Source organism: Primorskyibacter flagellatus (assembly GCF_048268605.1).
Classification (GTDB): domain Bacteria; phylum Pseudomonadota; class Alphaproteobacteria; order Rhodobacterales; family Rhodobacteraceae; genus Primorskyibacter; species Primorskyibacter flagellatus.
The window spans coordinates 15,132-35,753 of the sequence record NZ_JBLWVF010000008.1; the positions used below are offsets into that span (position 1 = coordinate 15,132).

Annotated in this window: 20 protein-coding genes; 9 read left to right on the forward strand and 11 right to left on the reverse strand. The window is 54.9% G+C overall.

The features are described from left to right. Positions 1 to 25 precede the first annotated feature (25 nt). Positions 26 to 1,348 carry a flagellar hook protein FlgE gene (locus ACN0WV_RS10600; RefSeq protein ID WP_417605817.1) on the reverse strand — a complete coding sequence of 441 codons (1,323 nt, stop codon included), beginning with the start codon at positions 1,346 to 1,348 and terminating at the stop codon, positions 26 to 28. Positions 1,349 to 1,436: 88 nt separating this feature from the next. Further along, positions 1,437 to 2,414, reverse strand: a complete 978-nt coding sequence (locus tag ACN0WV_RS10605) for a flagellar motor protein MotB (RefSeq protein WP_417605622.1) — start codon at positions 2,412 to 2,414, stop codon at positions 1,437 to 1,439. A 169-nt stretch (positions 2,415 to 2,583) separates the two neighbouring features. Between ACN0WV_RS10605 and ACN0WV_RS10610 the strand changes: the two genes are divergently transcribed. Together ACN0WV_RS10610 and ACN0WV_RS10615 are read left to right on the forward strand one after the other, a co-directional pair. Further along, positions 2,584 to 4,635 carry a YjbH domain-containing protein gene (locus ACN0WV_RS10610; protein ID WP_417605624.1) on the forward strand — a complete coding sequence of 684 codons (2,052 nt, stop codon included), beginning with the start codon at positions 2,584 to 2,586 and terminating at the stop codon, positions 4,633 to 4,635. A 2-nt stretch (positions 4,636 to 4,637) separates the two neighbouring features. Further along, a complete protein-coding gene (locus tag ACN0WV_RS10615) occupies positions 4,638 to 5,315 on the forward strand; it encodes a YjbF family lipoprotein (protein WP_417605626.1) in 678 nt (225 codons plus the stop codon). Positions 5,316 to 5,329: 14 nt separating this feature from the next. On the opposite strand, the gene ACN0WV_RS10620 is transcribed toward ACN0WV_RS10615, so the two are convergent. From ACN0WV_RS10620 to ACN0WV_RS10630, 3 genes are all read right to left on the reverse strand, one after another. Continuing rightward, positions 5,330 to 5,941, reverse strand: coding sequence for a sugar transferase (locus ACN0WV_RS10620; RefSeq protein ID WP_417605628.1), 612 nt, complete (start codon positions 5,939 to 5,941; stop codon positions 5,330 to 5,332). After that, positions 5,941 to 6,795 carry an NAD-dependent epimerase/dehydratase family protein gene (locus tag ACN0WV_RS10625; protein WP_417605630.1) on the reverse strand — a complete coding sequence of 285 codons (855 nt, stop codon included), beginning with the start codon at positions 6,793 to 6,795 and terminating at the stop codon, positions 5,941 to 5,943. The genes ACN0WV_RS10620 and ACN0WV_RS10625 overlap by 1 nt, the downstream gene beginning before the upstream one ends. A 183-nt stretch (positions 6,796 to 6,978) precedes the next feature. Then, a complete protein-coding gene (locus ACN0WV_RS10630; protein WP_084351032.1) occupies positions 6,979 to 8,298 on the reverse strand; it encodes a UDP-glucose dehydrogenase family protein in 1,320 nt (439 codons plus the stop codon). Between the two features lie 268 nt (positions 8,299 to 8,566). Between ACN0WV_RS10630 and ACN0WV_RS10635 the strand changes: the two genes are divergently transcribed. Further along, positions 8,567 to 9,790 carry an MFS transporter gene (locus ACN0WV_RS10635; RefSeq protein ID WP_417605631.1) on the forward strand — a complete coding sequence of 408 codons (1,224 nt, stop codon included), beginning with the start codon at positions 8,567 to 8,569 and terminating at the stop codon, positions 9,788 to 9,790. Here the strand turns inward: ACN0WV_RS10635 and ACN0WV_RS10640 are convergent. From ACN0WV_RS10640 to ACN0WV_RS10650, 3 genes are read right to left on the reverse strand one after another with little or no spacing between them, the layout of a single operon-like run. Further along, entirely contained in the window at positions 9,787 to 10,383 is a 597-nt protein-coding gene (locus ACN0WV_RS10640; RefSeq protein WP_417605633.1) for a Smr/MutS family protein, read from the reverse strand. The two genes, ACN0WV_RS10635 and ACN0WV_RS10640, sit on opposite strands and share 4 nt — an antisense overlap. Next, positions 10,380 to 11,423, reverse strand: a complete 1,044-nt coding sequence (gene mltA, locus ACN0WV_RS10645) for a murein transglycosylase A (RefSeq protein WP_417605635.1) — start codon at positions 11,421 to 11,423, stop codon at positions 10,380 to 10,382. The genes ACN0WV_RS10640 and mltA overlap by 4 nt, the downstream gene beginning before the upstream one ends. Then, positions 11,420 to 12,079, reverse strand: coding sequence for a Tim44/TimA family putative adaptor protein (locus ACN0WV_RS10650; RefSeq protein ID WP_417605819.1), 660 nt, complete (start codon positions 12,077 to 12,079; stop codon positions 11,420 to 11,422). The genes mltA and ACN0WV_RS10650 overlap by 4 nt, the downstream gene beginning before the upstream one ends. A gap of 104 nt (positions 12,080 to 12,183) precedes the next feature. Here ACN0WV_RS10650 and ACN0WV_RS10655 point away from each other — a divergent pair, with 104 nt between their 5' ends. Both ACN0WV_RS10655 and secB read left to right on the forward strand, forming a co-directional pair. After that, positions 12,184 to 12,684 (forward strand): FxsA family protein, encoded by a 501-nt coding sequence (locus ACN0WV_RS10655; RefSeq protein ID WP_084351022.1) that lies wholly within the window; start codon positions 12,184 to 12,186, stop codon positions 12,682 to 12,684. A 75-nt stretch (positions 12,685 to 12,759) separates the two neighbouring features. Beyond that, complete coding sequence (secB, locus tag ACN0WV_RS10660; RefSeq protein ID WP_084351021.1) at positions 12,760 to 13,263, forward strand: protein-export chaperone SecB; 504 nt, start codon at positions 12,760 to 12,762, stop codon at positions 13,261 to 13,263. 23 nt (positions 13,264 to 13,286) lie between these two features. On the opposite strand, the gene dnaQ is transcribed toward secB, so the two are convergent. From dnaQ to ACN0WV_RS10675, 3 genes are read right to left on the reverse strand one after another with little or no spacing between them, the layout of a single operon-like run. Continuing rightward, entirely contained in the window at positions 13,287 to 13,973 is a 687-nt protein-coding gene (gene dnaQ, locus ACN0WV_RS10665; protein ID WP_417605637.1) for a DNA polymerase III subunit epsilon, read from the reverse strand. After that, positions 13,966 to 14,553: a dephospho-CoA kinase gene (gene coaE, locus ACN0WV_RS10670; protein WP_084351017.1), complete on the reverse strand. Its 588-nt coding sequence runs from the start codon at positions 14,551 to 14,553 to the stop codon at positions 13,966 to 13,968. The genes dnaQ and coaE overlap by 8 nt, the downstream gene beginning before the upstream one ends. A 25-nt stretch (positions 14,554 to 14,578) precedes the next feature. Beyond that, positions 14,579 to 15,178 (reverse strand): Maf family protein, encoded by a 600-nt coding sequence (locus tag ACN0WV_RS10675; RefSeq protein WP_417605639.1) that lies wholly within the window; start codon positions 15,176 to 15,178, stop codon positions 14,579 to 14,581. Positions 15,179 to 15,598: 420 nt separating this feature from the next. Between ACN0WV_RS10675 and hemJ the strand changes: the two genes are divergently transcribed. The 4 genes from hemJ to mnmG all read left to right on the forward strand — a co-directional run bounded on the left by hemJ (position 15,599) and on the right by mnmG (position 20,620). After that, positions 15,599 to 16,048, forward strand: a complete 450-nt coding sequence (gene hemJ / locus ACN0WV_RS10680) for a protoporphyrinogen oxidase HemJ (RefSeq protein WP_417605641.1) — start codon at positions 15,599 to 15,601, stop codon at positions 16,046 to 16,048. Positions 16,049 to 16,168: 120 nt separating this feature from the next. Next, a complete protein-coding gene (rho, locus tag ACN0WV_RS10685; RefSeq protein ID WP_084351011.1) occupies positions 16,169 to 17,440 on the forward strand; it encodes a transcription termination factor Rho in 1,272 nt (423 codons plus the stop codon). 23 nt (positions 17,441 to 17,463) lie between these two features. Continuing rightward, entirely contained in the window at positions 17,464 to 18,741 is a 1,278-nt protein-coding gene (gene mnmE, locus ACN0WV_RS10690; RefSeq protein WP_417605643.1) for a tRNA uridine-5-carboxymethylaminomethyl(34) synthesis GTPase MnmE, read from the forward strand. Positions 18,742 to 18,745: 4 nt separating this feature from the next. After that, positions 18,746 to 20,620, forward strand: coding sequence for a tRNA uridine-5-carboxymethylaminomethyl(34) synthesis enzyme MnmG (gene mnmG, locus ACN0WV_RS10695; protein ID WP_417605645.1), 1,875 nt, complete (start codon positions 18,746 to 18,748; stop codon positions 20,618 to 20,620). The last annotated feature ends 2 nt before the right edge of the window (positions 20,621 to 20,622 follow it).

A 20,622-nucleotide genomic window follows, 5' to 3' on the forward strand; every position in this document is an offset into this window, starting at 1 on the left:
TCTTCTCCTTGGATCAACCTGCATTTCAGCGTTTGATGTTCGTGGTTTCCTGAAGCATTTCGTCGACGGTTTGGATAACCTTGGCGTTGGACGAATAGGCCCTTTGGGTTTGGATCATGTCCGTCAGTTCATTTGCCACGTCAGTCGTCGACTCCTCGCGTGCAAATGTGGCGATTTCGCCCGTAGGCCCGTCACCGGAGTTCCACAGAAAATACGCACCGCTTTCAGGCGAATGGCTGTAAGTTTGCTTGTCCATGGCCTTGAGCCCGTTCGGGTTGGGCACATCAACAAGCGGCACCTGATATATTGTGCGCGTGATACCAGTATCAAAATAGGCGTGAACCATGCCCGTTTCATCGACCTCCACCGACGTCATGTTGCCGACCGGCGAACCGTCCTTGGAAACATCCAGCGGCGCGAACGTGTCGCCTAGCTGGGTCAGCCCGTCATTCTGGTTGAGCCTTCCGATACTGATTTCCATGGGGCCGCCATCCACATTGACAATCGCGGTGCCGGTTGTGCCATCATAAATGCCGCCGGAGATCGTCGTCACGCTTGCGAGGTTGCCGCCAGAGCCGCGACTGTCGTCGAATGTCAGCGCATATTCGCCAATCACAGCGCCGCCCGACGCACTGTCACGCAGCACCATGGTCCACTCATTCGAAGTTCCCGAAGCCGGCACCGTAGGTGTAAAGCTTGCCTCTATATTCTCCGAACGGCCCATATTGTCGAAATACTCAACCGAGAGAGGCTGCGCGGTTCCTGGCGATCCCGCATCCGTCATGGTCGCTGGCAGATTGACACCCAATGACATCCGCGTTGTGGGTTCAGCGGAAAACTGATTCAGGTTGACGCGCACAGGTTCAAGCCCGTCGCTGGAATCGCGGGAAAAAGTTCCAATGCTGCCGTCCGAATTTGCCGGCCAGCCGAGCAGCATCAGATCATTCGTACTGCGCAGATACCCTTCTGAATCTGTCCGAAAAGACCCTGTCGTGGTCAGCAACATCTTTGGATTGCCGTTTCCTGCCTCCACATCCGTGGCCCGTGCCACCGGCAGAAACCCGCGATTTCGGACAGCCAAATCGTTGGCGTTGGAGGTCGAAATAAGCGGGCCGTCCTGGCCAATCAGTCGCTGTGTCGTCGCCCTGACTCCGCCCGCGGAATATGTACCACCGCCTGACGCGAGCACCATCGACTGGAAATCCGTTTCCACCCGCTTGTATCCGTAGGTGGAAGAGTTTGAGATGTTGTCGGAAATTGTACCAAGCCGTGTGGCATTGCTTGCAAGCCCGGCAACACCTGCATTTAGCGAACTGGAAATGGTCATTAGCGAGCCCTTCTGCTGCATCGAGTCGATCTCTGAGCAACAGATACGCTCGCTCGCTAAACAGCCCGCTAATGACCTTGAATTTCCTTCATCAAGTTTATTTTCATGTTCAGATATTGGTACGAAGAAAGATGACCTCGACACGGTTATTGCGTACGGACATCGGATTGAAGTTTGCCAGATCCCTATCAGCATGTCCCGTCAGTCTTTCAAAGCGTTCTGGCATAAGTCCTTCTGATTCAAGAAGCTTTCTGACAATATCAGCGCGCGCGGAGGACTGGTCCCACACTGGCCGGGATGTCATCACAACCGGGACGGACCGGACATGGCCCTCGATCGCTACCGGGTTGGTGACAATTTTAGACGCCTCGGCAAGAGCCGCAACAATCGACTCCAACATTGCTGTCGGCTCCATGTCATCCGTAAACAGAGGTGTTTCTTCAAGATCGTGCATCTCGATCACAAGCCCTTCATCCGTCACTTTGGTCACGATGTGCCGAAGCATCTCATCCGCCAGCATACTTTCGCCACTTCGACCCAAAAGCGCTTCTTCCACAGCGGCGAGCTGTTCATCCTGGGCGTCGTCCTTATCCTCGTCCGAGCCAGCATCCGACCATCCACGCGCTTGGTTGGATTCTGTCGGTCGCAGGCTGCTTGACCCGGTCCCGGTCTGCGGCAACGCATCTTCCGTGAAGATGCTGTTTCCACCGAAATTTCCATCCCCGCCACCGGCAATCCGACTGATCGCGATGGTCGGACTGAAATAATCCGCGATGCCCTGACGTTGTTTTTCCGTTGTCGCGTTCAGAAGCCACATCAACATGAAAAAGGCCATCATTGCGGTCACAAAGTCCGCATATGCAACCTTCCAGGCACCACCATGGTGTCCGTCGGCCGCAACAACCTTTTTCCGTTTGATGATGACAACCGGCGACGCATTTGTTTGCGCAACCATATCTACCACCTTTTTCTCACCCGACTTCAGACCTATCAAGGCAACCGTTACGCCCCCCTTAACAATTAAAAATGAGCAGTTAATTGCCGTCGCGGCCGTCAGATACGGCCAGACGTGCCGTTTATCCCACAAACATTTTGCTGTGAGCCTTCAGGCAATAGACTTGCGTGCGCCATTGGCTTAGCAAAAGAAAGATGCGCCTACACGACGAACGGATCCAGACATGACGCAAACCGGCCTGACAAGATACACTGGCTCTTGGCGTGGCCGAGCATTGTGCGCCGCGAGCATTCTTGCACTGATGACAGCGCTGCCGAGTACACTGGCGCTTGCGCAAGGCTTACCGGGGTACAACCTATATGGCAGCCCTGGTCTGATCGACATGCCAACCGCAGGCCCAGCCCCGGATGCAACGCTGGCAACCACCGTTTCGCGGTTTGGCGACACCACGCGCGCTACTTTGAATTTCCAGATCACGCCCCGCCTGTCCGGCAGCTTCCGCTACTCGGCAATCGAGAACTTTCCGGCACCGGGCAACGTCGATGGGCGATATTTCGACCGTAGTTTCGACCTGCGTTACGAACTTCTGACCGAAACGCAGACCCTTCCGGCGATCACCGTGGGGCTTCAGGATTTCATCGGGACCGGGCTTTACGGCGGCGAATACCTTGTCGCTACAAAAGAGCTGGTGCCGGGACTACGCGTCACCGGCGGTTTGGGCTGGGGTCGGTTGGGCAGCTATGGTGCCATCGGCGACACGGGTGACCGCCCGGCAGAGCTTTTGGGTCAGGGTGGCGTGCCGACCTACGATCGCTGGTTCCGGGGTGATGTTGCGCCTTTCGGCGGGGTCAGCTATTCGCCGAACAAGAACCTGACATTCAAGCTGGAATACTCTTCGGACGACTACGTTCAGGAAAGCACCACCGGACAGTTTGATCGGGAATCTCCGTGGAACTACGGGATTGACTATCGCTTTAACAATGGCAACCAGTTGTCCTTGTATCATGTATACGGGACCGAAGTCGGCGCACAGTTCACGCTCTTTACCAACCCCAAGCGCGCTCAGGTCCCCGGCGGCACCGAAACTGCACCGCTTCCGGTTGCAGTTCGAAGCCCGGCCGCGGTGCAGGACCTGGGGTGGACAACGGACTCTGCCGCGACATCGGCCAATGCAAAATCTGCCTTGAAATCATCCTTGGAACGCGAGGGCCTCGTTTTAGAAGCGCTGAAGCTTGAACCACGCCGCGCCACGATCCGGCTTCGCAATCCACGGTACGGTGCCGCGCCGCAAGCAATTGGTCGTACGGCACGGGCCATGAGCCGCGTCCTGCCGGCTTCGGTGGAAGAATTCGTCATCGTCCCCGTTGTCAACGGAATGGCCATGTCTGCCGTATCAATCCAGCGAAGCGATCTTGAGGCGCTTGAAAATGATGCCGCGACAGAAATGCTGGCGAAGACGCGCATTCTGGATGGCTATAACATGGCCCCTGCCCCCGAAGCCGGACTTTATCCGCGATTCACCTGGGCGTTCAATCCGTATATCGCGCTCAGCGCATTTGATCCGGACAACCCCGTGCGCGCCGACGCGGGCGTCCGCCTGAAAGCTGATTACCGGGTTTTGCCGAATCTCGTGCTGTCCGGCGCCGTGACCAAGAAAATCGGCGGCAATCTGGATGATGTAACGCGTAATGACCCATCAGGACTGCCCCGGGTGCGAACCGACTATGCGAAATATTCCAAAGAGGGCGATCCGGCGATCGAGCATCTGACGCTTGCCGCCTATGGACGTCCGGGCAAGAACCTCTACAGCCGCGTCACGTTGGGCTACCTTGAAGAGATGTATGCGGGTGCCTCGGGCGAGTTGCTGTGGAAGCAGGTCGGCAGTCCGCTGGCCTTGGGCGTCGAGCTGAACTTCGTCAAGCAGCGCGATTATGATCAGATGCTGGGCCTTCGGGACTATGAGGTTCTGACTGGCCACGCCTCGGCCTATTACGATTTCGGTAACGGTTTTCACGGACAGCTGGATGTGGGCCGCTATCTTGCAGGCGATTATGGTGCCACTGTCGCGCTGGACCGTGAATTTGCAAACGGCTGGCGTGTCGGGGCTTTTGCGACCTTTACTGATGTTTCTTATGACGATTTTGGCGAAGGCTCTTTCGACAAGGGCATTCGGCTGTCGATCCCGCTGGGCTGGGTGCTGGGACAGCCCTCTCGTCAGGCCAACAACGCCGAGATCAAGTCTCTGACCCGGGATGGCGGCGCACGGCTGAATGTTGATGGACGGTTGTACGAACAGGTCCGAGATTACCACCGGCCGGAATTGGCCAAGACCTGGGGAAAGTTCTGGAGATGATCATGCCACGCATTTCACGCGTCCTCCTCGCCCTTGCTGCACTGATCGGGCTGGCATCCTGTGGCAACGACACGGCCCAAGAGCAGCGCACGGAAGTGTTTAAACAGTTGGTGAACGGCACGGTGGCGAGATCGCGCAAGACGGAACCACCGCAGGTCACTGTCGCCCAGATCAATCAGGCTCTCGCGACAAAGGCCGGACCACTGGCGCTGGTAACGGTTGAATCCCGCAAGGCAAGTGCGCTGGTCATTCAGATCGCTCAAAACGGACACTACCGGACTTACGCAACCGAACAACGGCAAACGCTGACCTTCCGCGGCGGCATGATTACCTCGACACGCGGGCTTGGTGGCGATCTGATGTCATCCGAAGAAAACGCGTTGCTGTCCCTGGTCTCGCGCAAATCCGGCGGTTCAGCGCCCTACACGATGCGCTTTTTGACCGGCGAGGATGTCACGGCAACGTCACAATATACCTGCGCAGTCTCGCGTGACGGTACGGCACCGGTGAAACTGGGTGCGATCAACACCGTAGCCCAGAAAATGACAGCGCAATGCATCGGGCCGGACGGTTCGTTCAGCAATACCTACCTCGTGGATGGCGCCGGCGACATTGTCAGCACAAGGCAATGGCTTGGAACGTTCACAGGGTATGTTGCGGCGCAGCAGCTTCGGAAATAGCCGTGCCCGTGACCTTAATGGAGTGAGATACGCCGGAACACCGTCGCCAGCATCAGCTTTAGGTCGCCACACACCGTCCTGCGCTGCGCGTATATCAGATCCAAACGCGCCTTTCTGGGTACACAGCGTTTTGTATAGACGGCCTCGGTTTCCTCTGCCGTCTGGCAAGGTGCCAACAACTGCTCTTCAGTACGATGATAAGCCAAAGTCGCCATCCCGGTGATCCCGGGGCGCGACTTCAGAACTTCGCGGTAAATTTCCGGAAACTGCTCGACATAGCGCCGCAAAGGCGGGCGCGGTCCGACGAAACTGATATCACCACGCAGCACATTCCAAAGCTGCGGAATTTCGTCGAGCCTGTGCCGACGCAGGAATTGTCCCGCTGGCGTAATCCGCGACGACTTGTCCCCGCCCGACACGCCGCTATCGGCGGGGTCAACGCTCATGGTCCGAAACTTCCAAAGTTGAAACCCTTCATCCACAGATTTCATCCGCTCCGAAATGTAGAAGATCGGACGACCCTCCTTGATCAGCAAAACCGCAGCAATCAGTAGCCCAACGGGCAGCAGAACGACTGCCAGCAAGGCAGCGCAGATCAGATCGGTCAGGCGTTTTGCCGAAGTCATTACGTCTCCACCCTACTGCGCCAGGTCTCTAACAGCCTGTCGGGTTCCGCTGAAGACATGGGTAAAGGGGCAATCTTCTGCAAGCGCGTCGTGTCCAGTTCCACCAGGGCATTGGCATTCTCAGACGCTTCCTTCCAGGCAATATCGCAGCCGGCGGCTTCTGCAATCGCCTGCATCGACGTCGCTTTCGGTGCCGACATGTTGACCAGGAAAGGCGCGTCATCCAAGGGACACCGAAGCAGCCCGACAAGGGCATGCAGCAGATCTTGCGGAGCGATGTAGCTTCTGCGAGGCCCCTGCCCGTCTGCAAATCTATCCAGAGTGACATGTGGGCTGGCGCGCATCGTGGCAAACAGACTGTCCGCACCAGCAACATTGCCGATCCGCATCAGGCAAGGCTTCGGCCCGTGTGGATGCGCCGCATACCAGTCCGCAACCGCGTGCTCCATCTCCAGTTTGGCGCGCCCGTAATCATTCTGCGGATCGGCTGGCATGTCCTCTGACAGCGGACGTGGTGACGGCTTGTAGATTGCGGCGGACGAGCAATGCAGCACACGTTCTGCGTTTAGTTGATGAGCAAGGGTTTGAGCCTCGATCGCCAATATTCCATTGTCACTCAGATCGGCTCCCTGCCCCGGCGTTACGCCCCAAAGTGCAATCACCGCATGTACCGGACCGACTTGCAGAGGCCCGTCGCCCGGCTGCCACCGCACGCCACCTTCCGGAATGACAGGGTCGCGAAAAATTGAGACAAGCTCAAAGCCCAGCGGTGGCGCGTTTTCCCAGGCAGCCCGGAACATCGTCCCCAGCTTGCCACCTGCACCAAGAAGCAGCACCCGCTTTATTTGCGTCATTCCGGTCACACCTTCCAGAACCGACCCTCTCCATCTCGCCGACAAGCTGACAAGAAAGCATGCGCATCGCAGCTGCGCAGGTCTGACCATTTCAACCGAGCCGACCAAGACCGTTTGTCATGCGCGCCGCGTCCCAAAGCCCGTCGGGAAATATGTCCGATGTTGCACCGGACATATGATTGTTCAGCGCGTATAACCCTCGCGACCAATGCTTTCATACGCCACAAAGCCTGCGCGTTCTGCGTCCGTCGGTGAGTAGACGTTGCGCAGATCCGCCAAACGAGCTGTCGTCATGCTCTCCGCGATCCGCTTCAAATCCAGCGCGCGAAATTCGTTCCATTCGGTCAGAACCACAACCAGATCGGCCTTGTCAGCGGACTCATAGGGATCCTCGACCCAGGTCACGCCGGGCAAAAGCGCCTCTCCTTCGTGGCGTCCTTGCGGGTCACAAGCCTTAACCTTCGCCCCACCGCCAACAAGCGCGGGCACGATGGTCAGGGAAGGCGCGTCGCGCATATCATCGGTGTTGGGCTTGAATGTCACGCCCAGCACGGCGACCGTCTTGCCATTGAACGAACCGCCGCAGAGATCAAGCAGCTTGTCGATCATCCGGCGCTTGATCTCTTCATTGACCTTGATGACCGTTTCGGTGATCTGCATCGGGACCGCATGTTCTTGGCCTATCCGTGCCAACGCCTTGGTATCTTTAGGGAAACATGATCCACCATAGCCCGGACCTGCGTGCAGAAACTTGTTGCCGATCCGGTTGTCCATGCCGACGCCCTTTGACACCTGCTTTACATCCGCGCCGACTTTTTCGCACAAAGCGGCGATCTCGTTGATAAAGGTGATCTTGGTGGCGAGAAAGGCGTTCGCGGCATATTTGATCATCTCGGCGGATTCCAGATCGGTGGTCACGATCGGGAAGTCGCGCAGATACAGGGGCCGATAAATATCGGCCATCACTTCTGCCGCACGATCAGTCTGAACACCAACAACCACGCGGTCCGGCTTCATGAAATCGTCAATCGCCGCGCCTTCGCGCAGAAATTCGGGGTTCGAGGCAACATCGAAATCCAGTGACGGGTTGGCCTTTTTGACGACCTCGCCGACCTGACGGTTTGTCCCGACCGGGACGGTCGATTTGGTGACGATCACCACATATTCCTTGGCAACGCGCGCGATCTCTTCCGCGGCGGCCATCACATAGGTCAAATCCGCGTGACCATCACCGCGACGCGTGGGTGTCCCGACCGCGATGAAAACCGCATCGGCACCGGTCACTGCCTTCTCCAGGTCCATGGTAAAGGTCAGACGGCCGGCTTCGACGTTCTTGTTCATAAGTAGGTCAAGACCCGGCTCAAAAATCGGAACTTCACCGTTTTCCAGCCGCTCGATCTTGCGGGGATCCTTGTCCACACAAACTACTTCGTGACCGAAATCAGAGAAACAGACCCCTGAAACCAGCCCAACATAACCCGTCCCGATCATTGCGATCTTCATGGGAGCTTCCTTTCACATTCAATTGGCGGAGTTTTTGCGGTCTTTGCGGCCTTTCGTCAACAACCACGGTCGGCAGAGGGTAAATCTTGCAGAAATTCGTGTATTTGTGACGCAAGATACGACGCGCCCCAACTGAACGACCCTACTATACCGACCGTGAAAGATACCCACTCCTTCTGACCAAGGCTGAAGAGATGGGCTTCGCAAATGTTTGTCTTTATGCTGTTAACCTATAGCGGCGACACAAGAAACGTCACATAGTCACACCATGAATATTCCCCGTTTTGTCACACAAAATGCGCCCTGGTTGCTGGCTGGTGGGTTTCTGGCTTTCTTGTCGGGCTTTGGGCAAACTTACTTCATTTCGATCTTTGCCGGAGAAATCCGGACAGAGTTCAATCTGTCACATGGTCAATGGGGCGGGATCTATACACTCGGCACGTCGATCTCTGCGCTGGTCATGGTCTGGGCCGGCGGGTTGACCGATATTTTCCGGGCACGGTCACTGGGTTCGGTTGTTCTGATCATTCTGGCGCTGGCCTGTGTGAGCATGTCATTGGCACAGCACAGCTGGGTACTGGTTGGCGTCATTTTCTTTCTGCGTCTGCTTGGGCAGGGCATGCTAAGCCATATCGCCGTAGTGTCCGTGTCCCGTTGGTTCGTTGCGACGCGCGGTAAAGCCCTGATGTGCGTAGGCCTCGGGTTTTCAATCGGCGAAGCCACTCTACCCGTGACTTTTGTCGCGGCCATGAAGGTTCTGGGATGGCGAGAGCTTTGGCTGGTGGCCGCGGGCATCTCGATTCTGGCAATTCCCTTGCTTTGGACTTTGCTGAGAACCGAAAGAACACCGCAATCCATGGCCGATACGGGTGTGTCCTTGGGCATGGCGGGCCGCCATTGGAGCAGACCACAAGCGTTCAAACATTGGTTGTTCTGGTTCATGGTGCCCGCCCTTTTGGGTCCAGCCGCATTTTCCACCGCATTTTTCTTCAACCAGGTCTATTTCGCCAGCGTGAAAGGCATTGAACATATTCAATTGGTCGCGTTCTTTCCGCTGTTCACTGCGGTATCCGTGATTTCGATGATCATATCCGGCTGGTTGCTGGACAAATTGGGCACAGCACGGCTGATCCCATGGTTTCAACTGCCGATGGTGATCGCGTTTGGCTTGTTCGGAACCGGCCAATCGCCGCTCATGATTGCCTTGGGGCTGGTATTTATGGGGATGACAGCCGGCGCCAACACCACGTTGCCCAACGCGTTCTGGGCAGAGTTTTATGGCACCCGCAGCCTTGGGTCGATCAAGGCGATGGCCGCGGCTGTTATGGTGTTGGGATCGGCCTTGGGGCCGGGCCTGACGGGCGTCTTGATTGACCTCGATGTCGGAATTCAGACCCAATATCTTGGCGCGGCAGGATACTTTCTGTTTACCAGTGCGCTAATGGCGATTGGTGTCGGTCGCGCCCGTCCACTTCTTGCCATGAACATTTAACGGTTCTTTCGGAGGTAGACATAGTAAGCGCCAGTGCCGCCGTGACGGATATGTGCTTCAGAAATTTGCATCACCGCCTGACCCAGAGGTGCCATCCGCAACCACATGGGCACCTGTTGCTTCAGCACCCCACGCCTACGCGGCGCGGGATCGTGTGGATCATGCCGCGCGCCCTTGCCGGTGATGATCAGAACCAACCTATGCCCCCTGGATTGCGCCCGCAAGATAAAGCCTGTCAGCGCACCATGCGCCTGATCCAGAGTCATTCCATGCAGGTCCAGACGCGCATCAGGCAGAAGTTTGCCGCGCTTGAGTCGGGTAAAGGCCTTTTTGTCCATCTGGACCGGATCGGTGCTTAACCGATCCTTGATACTTGGGGGCAGGGTGGCCTGACTGTCTCGTTTACGGCTGCGTTCGCCGACCTCAAACCGGGTCAGTGGCTGCGGTGGGTTTGGTTCCGGCTGGACATCGGTTTTTTGTGCAGGTTTCGTCGGTTTCGGCTGGAAGACCTTGCGCACATCAAGCCGTTCCGTATTTTTTGTTACTTGCCGCCAGAGATCAAGCTCGTCAGGGCGCACGCGCCGCTTGCTCATTGGACAGCCTCGGGCAAGGTTTCGGAGACGTGCTGTATCGGCATCAACACGGCCATCCGCCCGGTATCTTTCAGCTTGCCGGCTGCCCGTCCTGCCTTATCGCCCGTTCCAAAAAAGATATCGGCCCGTTGCGCCCCTTTAATGGCGGATCCGGTATCCTGCGCGACCATAAGTCGGCGGATCGGATCTCTGCCATCTTTTTCAACCCAAACAGGCGCGCCCAGAGGTGTAAAAACCGGGTCCACAGCGATGGATCGTCCGGTTGTGACGGACCGGTTCATTGCGCCCAGAGGACCAAGATGCGCGGGAACCTCGCTAACCTCGCGGAAAAAAACGTAAGATGGGTTGTGATAAAGCAGATCTTCCCCTTCTCGCGGATTGCGCCGGATCCAGTTCTTGATGACCTGGGCGGACACTTGATGCGCATCATACACGCCGCGGCGCACCAGCTCTTTGCCAATGCTGCGATACGGGTGGCCATTGGCGCCGCCATACCCAACACGCAGGAACCCTCCGTCCGGTAGGCGAACCCTGCCAGAGCCTTGGACTTGCAGGAAAAAAAGCTCTACGGGATCATCCACCCACGCGATTTCCAATCCGCGATCCTGCAAATAGCCGCCACTTAGAATATCGCGTCGCGTCAACCAAGGCGACTCCTCGCGCGCCTCAGGCGGCAACGTGTAAATGGGAAAGCGATAGGTTTCGGTCTGAACCCGAGAACCATCCAACTCCGGCTCGAAATAGCCAGTGAACAGCGCGTCAGTGCCATCCTCGATCAACACAGGCCGAAAAAACAACTCGAAAAACGCCTTGGCATCAGTCTGGCCCGCAGCGAGCGTACCCAGCGTGCGCCAGGCGGGGTCTTTCATATCGCTGCATGTGGTAATAAACACATCAAGCGCAGCCTGATGATCATCAGTTTCCCATCCGTCAAGATGTTGAAAATCCAGTAACTTCTGGACCGGCTTGCTCTGCGCTGCGGTTTCGTTTCCGGACATCACCACCCCCGCAAACACTGTTGACCGCAGCGTTTCGATCATTCGCCGGTTGCGACCAGTTGCCAATTGGGGTCGTCTGCACCCATCGCGCGGGCAAAGGTCCACACATCTTTCTGACGTTTGATCTGGGTCGCGCTGCCCTCGATAATCTCGCCGGCCCGATCACGTACCACAGAGGTAAGTTCGCCCACGAACCTCACCGTGATTTCAGCCAGCCGGGTCTCGTCATGGAACTCAGCATCGCTAAGTGAAAGTTCGCGTACGCCGACAAAATCCGCTTCGATGGTCAAGCCCTGAGCCTCGCGCGATTCAACAACTTCGGCGAAAGACTGATAAACGTCATCGGCAAGGAATGGTTTGATCTCGGCCAAATCGCCACGCTCGAACCCCATAAGGATCATCTCATAGGCACCACGCGCACCTTGCAAGAAATCTGCGACACCAAATTCCGGTTCCGCAGCTTTCATTTTTGTCAATGCCTTGGCTGCCGACGAGCCATCGGGCACATGATCGATGATGTCACGATCCGGTCCACCTTCGATCACCGAAAGATCGGGCTTGCGCCGAGCCGAACTGGCCTTCGGAGTTTTTTGCGTCGGCTCAAAGCCATCACGGGTTCCAAGAACGCTCCTCAAGCGCAGAATCAGAAAAATCACGATGCCTGCAAGCACCAGAAGTTGTAAAATAGGAGAGCTCATTCGGTCCTCTTTTCTGGCACGCATGGAAACAGCCGATTAGGTTTCTTATGTAGGGGCTGAGGTGGAGCAAGTCCACCATGCCCGCCCTGAAAGGAGCATTGCAGATGTGGCTGTTTTTAGCATTCCTGTCGATCCCGTTGATCGAAATCGCATTATTCATCCAAGTCGGTGGACTGATCGGGCTTTGGCCGACACTCGCGATTGTGATCTTGACGGCGATCCTGGGCACATGGCTCGTACGGTCGCAAGGGGCATTGGCAATTGCCAACCTACGGGAATCATTCTCGGATTTGAGGGATCCAACTGAACATCTGGCACATGGGGCCATGATATTGTTCTCTGGTGCGCTGCTGTTGACGCCCGGTTTTTTCACGGACGCTGCGGGGTTTGCCCTGCTGGCACCACCGGTGCGACGCGCGGTCTACCGTTGGGCGCGCAAACGTGTAAAGGTTCAAAAGTTCGAAATGGGAGCGCAACCGGGGCGCCGTGCTCCTCCCAATTCCGGACGGGCAGGTCCAAATGACGTGATAGACGGCGAATTTACAGAGGTTGATCCGACCAAACGTCCGACGCATGAGCCACCGTCAGGCTGGACAAAGCACTGATCTGAGGATTGAGACCGCTGCCTGTACCTGCTAATCCGGTGAAGACAGCATTTATGCCATTGGGAGAGACGACGTATGGCCGAAGAGAATGGGGCCCAGGCCCCCGAAGCTGCCGCAGCAGCAGCGCAAAACATGAAAATGAACATCCTTGCGCAGTTTGTGCGCGATATGTCGTTTGAAAACATCCTTTCGCAGAAAGGTGCCACCGGCGAAGTGCAGCCTGACGTCACCGTGCAGGTTAACCTTGATGCGAAGAAGCGCAGCGCGGACAACCAGTACGAAGTCGTTCTGAAACTCAAGGTCGACAGCAAGGCCAAGGAAAGCGGCGAGCATCTGTTCCTGTTGGAGCTGGATTACGCCGGCGTTTTCCAGATCGAAGGTGTACCAGAAGAGCAGCTGCATCCTTTTCTGCTGATCGAATGCCCGCGGATGCTGTTTCCCTTCGTGCGCCGCATCGTATCAGATGTGACCCGCGACGGTGGATTCCCGCCGCTAAACCTCGAGAACATTGATTTCCTTCAGCTTTACCGTGCGGAAATTCAACGTCGTCAGGCCGAAAAGCCAAAGGCTGACGCCTGACATTCTGATGCGAGCCACGCGCGCTAGCCCTTAAGCCAAAGCGCGCCATCCCCCAGCTTTTCGACAAAGGCGGCATGTGCCGCCTTTTCTTTTTCTGTAAGATGCGAGGGCAGGGGCGTCTGCCTACGCGATGCGCGCCAATCGTCATTCTCGCCTCCGGACTTCGCATCGCGGATCGCCGCGAGCGCAAAATCCGGCTGCTTACCCCCGATGAGTTCCAGATAGACCTCTGCCAGGATCTCGCTATCCAGCAACGCGCCGTGAAGCGTACGGCTGGCATTGTCGATGCCAAACCGCCGACAAAGGGCATCCAGCGATGCCGGCGAGCCTGGAAACTTCTTTCGGGCAATCGCCAGCGTGTCTATCGCTTGCTCCCAAGGAAGCTGTGGCTTCTTGAGCCAGCGAAGCTCTGCGTTGAGAAACTTCATGTCAAAGCTGGCATTGTGGATCACCAGTTTGGAATCTCCGACAAATTCCAGAAATTCGTCTGCAATCTTCGCGAAAACCGGTTTGTCCCGCAAAAATTCGTCGCCAAGCCCATGCACTTCGAACGCGTCTTGCGGCATGCCCCGTTCGGGATTGATATACTGGTGATAGGTCCGTCCCGTTGGAACATGGTTCAACAACTCCACGCCGCCAATCTCGACAATGCGGTCGCCAGCTTCGGGATCGAAACCAGTGGTTTCGGTGTCCATCACGATTTCACGCATCACGCATCCGCCTTTTGATGTCAGTCACCACATGCTGCACGTCCGCGCGAGCCTGGTCCATGGTCGTCGTATCAATGACATAGTCTGCACGGGCAAGCTTGTCAGCGATCGGCAGCTGTTGCGCCAAGATCATCTCAAATTGGGTAACGCTCATTGTTTCTCTATCCAGCACACGTTGCCGCTGGATCTCTGGCGAAACAGACACACAAGCCACGGCGTCAAATTCCGCCTGGCTGTTCGTTTCAAAAAGTAGCGGTATATCGAACACGCAAATCGTTGCTTTCGTGTCGGTTACAAATTGTAATCGGTCCTCGCGTACAAGCGGATGGATGATGGATTCGATGCGTTTCAGCGCGGTGTTGTCGTCCGAGATAATCCGTTTCAACGCCTCTCGGCAAACTTCGCCGTTGATGATCGCATCAGGGAACTCTGCTTGCATCAAGGGGACGGCCGCACCGGAATAGAGACGATGTACGGCAGCGTCGGCATCCCATATATCACAGCCTTCCTCCGCGAACAGTCGCGCGGTGGTGGATTTACCCATCCCGATTGAGCCTGTCAGGCCGAGCCGAAAGGTCATGACCTGCCCGAAGTTTCACATGCCGTCATGCTTCCACAACCCCGCTGATCGTCAGATACCCCAACAGCTCCAGCAGCGGCAGCCCGAGGATCGTGAAATAGTCGCCCTCAACCCGCGCAAACAGACGTACCCCTTCTTCTTCCAACTTATATCCCCCTACGGAATGCTGAATGCTCTGCCAATTTCGGTCGATGTAACCATCAATATAGCTTTCGGAAAATGCGCGCATCGTCAGCCGGGCGGTCGATACATGACGCCATGTCGGCTTTCCGTCCTTATATATTACCGCCGCAGACAAAAGCTGATGCTTGCGATCCCGCAACAACATCAACTGGTCGTGCGCCTCCTGGGGCGTCGCAGGCTTGGCGATGATCTTCCGATCAACCGCCAGTACTTGATCACATCCCAGAACGAGGTGGTCAGGCGCTTTGCTACTGGCCTTCTTTGCCTTCATTTCTGCCAAGGTATCCGCAACATCGCGTGGTGGCGCGCCTTCCGCCTCCAAGGCGCGTCGTACGGAAATTTCATCAATTTTAGCTGGCGCCACACGTATCTGTACACCCGCGTTGCGTAAAAGCTGTGCCCGGATCGCAGAGCGTGACGCAAGAACCAGCTCGTTAGTCATGTGGATAAATCCGTGGGTTTGTTACGGGGTTTGTTAGGGAACAGTACTGGGGAAAATTGATCGGCATTGCAACCTGGGGAGATCTAGCAAGGTCTGGGAACCACCCAGCGCGGTTGCACACAGTGGAAAAGCATAATCTGTGCCTTGTGGACGTTCATGTCTGATAGAGCATACGCCACAACACTACCGGATTTATCCACTCCTTATACATTATTTAAGCCATTGAATAACAATGATTAATTACTAATAATTCGCGTTTTACCAACACTTGTTTGCTCTTATGACGACGGCAGTTATCCGCATGGGATAACTGCCGGCAAAGATCAATGATCCACAGCAAAACGTCACCCTACTTCTTAATCATCTTTTCTATATCTCTTTATTTAATTAAGAACTCTGCACCGTCCGAAGGAGATTGGGATGTCTGATATGCTCAGCTTCGCCTACCCATGGATCAAGGCCATTCATATCATGGCCGTGATCTCCTGGATGGCTGGTCTGTTCTACCTGCCCAGGTTGTTCGTCTATCACGCCGAGCGGACCAAGACAGGTGACGCGACAGATGCTACCTTTCAGATCATGGAAGTGAAGCTACTTCGCGCGATCATGTTGCCGTCAATGATCACGACATGGCTTTTTGGACTTGCATTGGCTCTGACGCCTGGAATCGTCGACTGGACACAGGTTTGGCCGTGGAGCAAAGCGGCTGCTGTGCTTGGGATGACGTGGTTTCATCATTGGCTGGGCGTGCGTCGCAAAAACTTTGTGCGCGGCGAGAATGTTGTATCCGGTCGACAATTTCGATTGATGAACGAGGTTCCGACGCTTTTGATGGTCGTGATTGTGTTCTCCGTCGTAGTGAAATTCTGACGGGAATTGACTTCGATGTCTAGTCTGCCTATGTAGCGTCAAACCGCCCCGTCCGGGGTGCGTATTCTCTGACACATTGCAGGATCGGTCGCTCGTTCGGGCGCGATCAAGGATATTCCCATGACCCAAGAATCACTGAACCTCGCGGATCTTAAAGCCAAGAGCCCCAAGGATCTTCTGGCGATGGCCGAGGAACTGGAGATCGAAAACGCCTCGACCATGCGGAAAGGTGAAATGATGTTCCAGATCCTGCGCGAGCGCGCGGATGAAGGGTGGGAAATCAGCGGTGATGGCGTCCTCGAAGTACTCCAGGACGGTTTTGGTTTCTTGCGCTCGCCGGAGGCGAACTATCTGCCCGGTCCGGACGACATCTATGTATCGCCAGATATGACCCGCAAGTTTTCTTTGCGTACGGGGGATACGATCGAAGGCACGATCAAGGCGCCCGAGGATTCCGAGCGTTACTTTGCGTTGATGGACGTCTTAAAAATAAACTTTCAAGATCCGGAGAAGGCGCGACATAAAATTGCGTTCGATAACCTCACACCGTTGTATCCTGATGAACGGATGAAGATGGAAGTTGAAGATCCGACCATCAAGGATAAATCTGCACGGATCATCGACCTTGTGGCGCCGATCGGAAAAGGACAGAGATCTCTCATTGTCGCGCCGCCGCGGACGGGTAAAACGGTTCTGTTGCAGAATATTGCCCGCTCGATCGAAGTGAATCATCCCGACGCTTACTTGATTGTTCTGCTGATCGACGAACGGCCCGAGGAAGTCACCGACATGCAGCGCTCGGTGAAAGGCGAGGTTATTTCGTCGACCTTTGATGAGCCTGCAACCCGGCACGTGGCTGTATCCGAAATGGTGATTGAAAAAGCCAAGCGTCTGGTCGAACATAAACGAGATGTTGTTATTCTTCTTGATTCGATCACAAGACTTGGTAGGGCGTTCAACACCGTGGTGCCGTCGTCTGGTAAAGTCCTGACAGGTGGTGTGGATGCAAACGCCTTGCAACGGCCTAAGCGTTTCTTTGGCGCCGCGCGTAATATTGAAGAGGGCGGCTCCTTGACGATTATCGCCACGGCCCTGATCGACACAGGAAGTCGAATGGACGAAGTGATTTTTGAGGAATTCAAAGGAACAGGGAATTCCGAGATTGTTCTTGATCGGAAAGTTGCTGACAAACGTGTTTTCCCATCTATGGATATCCTCAAGTCCGGAACCCGGAAAGAAGAGCTTCTGGTGGACAAGATTGATCTGCAAAAGACGTTTGTTCTTCGCCGCATCTTGAACCCGATGGGGACGACAGACGCCATTGAATTCCTGATTTCGAAGTTGAAGCAAACCAAGAGTAATTCAGAGTTCTTCGACTCCATGAACACCTGACGTGCCAGCTGAGAGGGTGTTTCATGGATACGATTTACGCTCTGGCCTCGGCTCAGGGAAAAGCGGGCGTCGCAGTTGTAAGAATTTCTGGTCCAGACGCATTTGATGCTGCCACAATCCTTTGCGGTAGTTTGCCAGCCCCACGACAGCACGCTGTTCGACGCATAAAGACCGCGTCCGGTGAATATCTCGACGAGGCGCTGGTTCTGGTGTTTCCTGAAGGCGCTAGCTTTACTGCTGAAGCTGTTGTTGAGCTTCATCTACATGGTAGTATTGCCGTGGTATCAGCGGTGTTGCGGGAACTGTCCGAACTTGGTGGGCTGCGTTTGGCCGAACCAGGTGAGTTCACGCGCCGAGCGTTGGAAAACGGTCGCTTGGATCTTGCTCAGGTCGAAGGACTTGCAGATCTGATCGAAGCGGAAACCGAGGCGCAACGCGTACAGGCGTTGAGGTCACTCTCGGGGGATCTCGGGCAAGTAGTTGGGAGTTGGAGAACAAAGCTTATCCGAGCTTCAGCACTACTCGAAGCTGTTATTGATTTTTCTGATGAAGACGTGCCCGAAGATGTTGGACCTGAAGTTCTAAGTTTAATAGCCGATATTACTCATTCACTTCAGATACAATTGGATGGCTTCAAATCAGCAGAACGCATTAGATCCGGTTTTGAGGTTGCGATTATTGGGGCGCCAAACGTCGGAAAATCGACGCTTCTGAATGCCCTTGCCGGTCGTGACGCTGCGATTACATCGGAAGTCGCAGGTACAACGCGTGATGTTATTGAAGTTAGCATGGAGCTCGACGGGCTGCCTGTGACGCTATTGGACACCGCTGGCTTGCGCGAAACTGATGACATTGTTGAAAGCTTGGGAATTGAGCGAGCAATTCAGAGGGCGAGCGCCGCAGATCTGCGCGTTCTTCTGTTCGAGGACAGTGAGCCTTCGGATATTGCCCTAAAAGACGATGATATTTCCGTGGCTTCTAAAGCTGACCACGATGGAGTTGGCGTTTCTGGTCTCACCGGACGTGGCGTTGACGCTCTTATCAAACGAATAACATCTGTTTTGACTTTGCGCTCTAAGAGTGCTGGACTTGCGACGCGGGAACGACATCGCGTGGCAATGCGAGAAACGCTTTCGGCTTTGAATTATGCCGAAACTCTGGTTAGCCAAAATAGTGAGCAATATGATATTGCAGCAGAAGAACTTCGTGTAGCGATTCGACATCTCGAAAAACTTATAGGTCGCGTTGATGTCGAAATGTTGTTAGACGAAATTTTCTCAAGTTTCTGCCTTGGTAAGTAGCGGAGTGTTTCACGTGAAACATCGAACCTTTGATGTTGTTGTCATCGGCGGCGGGCATGCCGGTACAGAAGCCGCGCATGCGTCAGCCCGGATGGGCGCGAAAACAGCACTCGTCACGTTGAAACGTGAGGGAATCGGGGTGATGTCCTGTAATCCTGCGATTGGAGGGCTTGGAAAAGGCCATCTTGTTCGTGAGATTGATGCCCTTGACGGCGTCATGGGGCGTGTTGCCGATAAAGCGGGGATCCAATTTAGGCTATTGAACAAACGTAAGGGACCCGCAGTTCAAGGCCCACGTGCACAAGCTGATCGTAAAGTCTACCGCCTTGCGATGCTTCAAGAAATGGAATTAGCCGAGAATCTTCAAATTATTGAAGGAGAGGCAACGGACTTTATCATGCGTTCCGGGGCAGTTCGTGGTGTCATTCTCGAGGACGGATCGGAACTTTCCGCGGCGGCTGTTGTTCTTACCACCGGCACGTTTTTGCGCGGCGTCATCCATATAGGAGATATTTCGCATCCCGGCGGCAGGATGGGTGATAAGCCTTCTGTACGACTTGCTGAACGCATTGATGAGTTTAATTTGCCGCTGGGGAGGTTGAAGACCGGAACCCCGCCACGGCTGGATGCGCGGAGCATAAATTGGGATATTTTGGACGCGCAGCCGGGGGATGAAGACCCGACGCTCTTTTCGTTTATGTCTAAATCCGCTTCGTTGCGGCAAGTGACATGTGGCATTACGCATACGAACGCTGAAACTCATGAGATTATCCGAAATAACCTTGATAAATCTGCAATGTACGGTGGGCGGATTGATGGCGTTGGTCCTCGCTATTGCCCTTCAATCGAAGACAAGATTGTACGATTCGCGGATAAAGAGTCTCATCAAATATTCCTTGAGCCAGAAGGCCTTGATTCTAATACCATATATCCAAACGGTATATCGACATCTATGCCGCAGAAGGTACAGACGAGATATGTGAACTCCATTGTCGGGCTTGAGGCTGCGGAAATCGTACAACCAGGTTACGCCATAGAATATGATTATGTAGATCCTAGATCTCTAAGCTCTACATTGCGGGTGAAAGTTGTATCTGGCTTGTATTTGGCAGGTCAGATCAATGGGACAACGGGGTATGAGGAAGCTGCTGCCCAAGGATTGGTAGCCGGACTTAACGCCGCTGCCGCTTGTCTGGGTCAAGATCCGGTACACTTCAGCCGGTCTGATAGTTATATTGGGGTAATGATTGATGATTTGACGTCGAAGGGCGTTCAAGAGCCTTATCGCATGTTCACATCACGCGCAGAGTTCCGGCTTTCTCTGCGGGCTGACAATGCGGACCAAAGATTAACACCGAAGGCGATCGATCTTGGGTGTGTTTCCGAAAAGCGAAAGCAGTTGTTTGGAGCCAAGTTAGATCGGCTAACAACCGCCCGGACATCGCTGTCGTCAAAAGCGTTTACAACGCGTGATGTTGAAGCAGTTGGCGTCACCATCAACCATGATGGTGCGCGGAGATCGGGTTATGATCTGCTCGCATTTGCGAATATAGATTTCGGAACGCTGATTAAACTTGCACCTGAATTTGCGGCAATTGACAGCGATTCCCGTGAACAGTTGGCGCGCGAGGCTCTATATGTGCACTACATTGAACGACAAAAGCGAGATGTGGAGATGGTTCGGCGTGATGAAGCTCAAGTTATTCCCGATGATTTTGTGTATGTAGGCGTAGATGGGCTTTCAAATGAACTGAAATCGAAACTGTCTGCGGCGCGGCCCAAAAATCTTTCTGAAGCTGCAAAGATCGAAAGCATGACGCCCGCCGCACTTGTTCTGCTTTTGGCGAAAATCCGGCAGTTGAAGCGGAGATCAGCTTGACT

Coding starts and splice junctions, on each gene's coding strand:
- ACN0WV_RS10600 (WP_417605817.1), bottom strand. CDS start 1,348: ATGCAGCAGAAGGGCTCGCTAATGACCATTTCCAGTTCGCTAAATGCA.
- ACN0WV_RS10630 (WP_084351032.1), bottom strand. CDS start 8,298: ATGAAGATCGCAATGATCGGGACGGGTTATGTTGGGCTGGTTTCAGGG.
- ACN0WV_RS10655 (WP_084351022.1), top strand. CDS start 12,184: ATGTGGCTGTTTTTAGCATTCCTGTCGATCCCGTTGATCGAAATCGCA.
- ACN0WV_RS10640 (WP_417605633.1), bottom strand. CDS start 10,383: ATGAGCAAGCGGCGCGTGCGCCCTGACGAGCTTGATCTCTGGCGGCAA.
- mnmE (WP_417605643.1), top strand. CDS start 17,464: ATGGATACGATTTACGCTCTGGCCTCGGCTCAGGGAAAAGCGGGCGTC.
- ACN0WV_RS10620 (WP_417605628.1), bottom strand. CDS start 5,941: ATGACTTCGGCAAAACGCCTGACCGATCTGATCTGCGCTGCCTTGCTG.
- ACN0WV_RS10650 (WP_417605819.1), bottom strand. CDS start 12,079: ATGAGCTCTCCTATTTTACAACTTCTGGTGCTTGCAGGCATCGTGATT.
- mltA (WP_417605635.1), bottom strand. CDS start 11,423: ATGATCGAAACGCTGCGGTCAACAGTGTTTGCGGGGGTGGTGATGTCC.
- ACN0WV_RS10610 (WP_417605624.1), top strand. CDS start 2,584: ATGACAGCGCTGCCGAGTACACTGGCGCTTGCGCAAGGCTTACCGGGG.
- ACN0WV_RS10675 (WP_417605639.1), bottom strand. CDS start 15,178: ATGACTAACGAGCTGGTTCTTGCGTCACGCTCTGCGATCCGGGCACAG.
- hemJ (WP_417605641.1), top strand. CDS start 15,599: ATGTCTGATATGCTCAGCTTCGCCTACCCATGGATCAAGGCCATTCAT.
- ACN0WV_RS10615 (WP_417605626.1), top strand. CDS start 4,638: ATGCCACGCATTTCACGCGTCCTCCTCGCCCTTGCTGCACTGATCGGG.
- ACN0WV_RS10625 (WP_417605630.1), bottom strand. CDS start 6,795: ATGACGCAAATAAAGCGGGTGCTGCTTCTTGGTGCAGGTGGCAAGCTG.
- ACN0WV_RS10635 (WP_417605631.1), top strand. CDS start 8,567: ATGAATATTCCCCGTTTTGTCACACAAAATGCGCCCTGGTTGCTGGCT.
- secB (WP_084351021.1), top strand. CDS start 12,760: ATGGCCGAAGAGAATGGGGCCCAGGCCCCCGAAGCTGCCGCAGCAGCA.
- dnaQ (WP_417605637.1), bottom strand. CDS start 13,973: ATGCGTGAAATCGTGATGGACACCGAAACCACTGGTTTCGATCCCGAA.
- coaE (WP_084351017.1), bottom strand. CDS start 14,553: ATGACCTTTCGGCTCGGCCTGACAGGCTCAATCGGGATGGGTAAATCC.
- rho (WP_084351011.1), top strand. CDS start 16,169: ATGACCCAAGAATCACTGAACCTCGCGGATCTTAAAGCCAAGAGCCCC.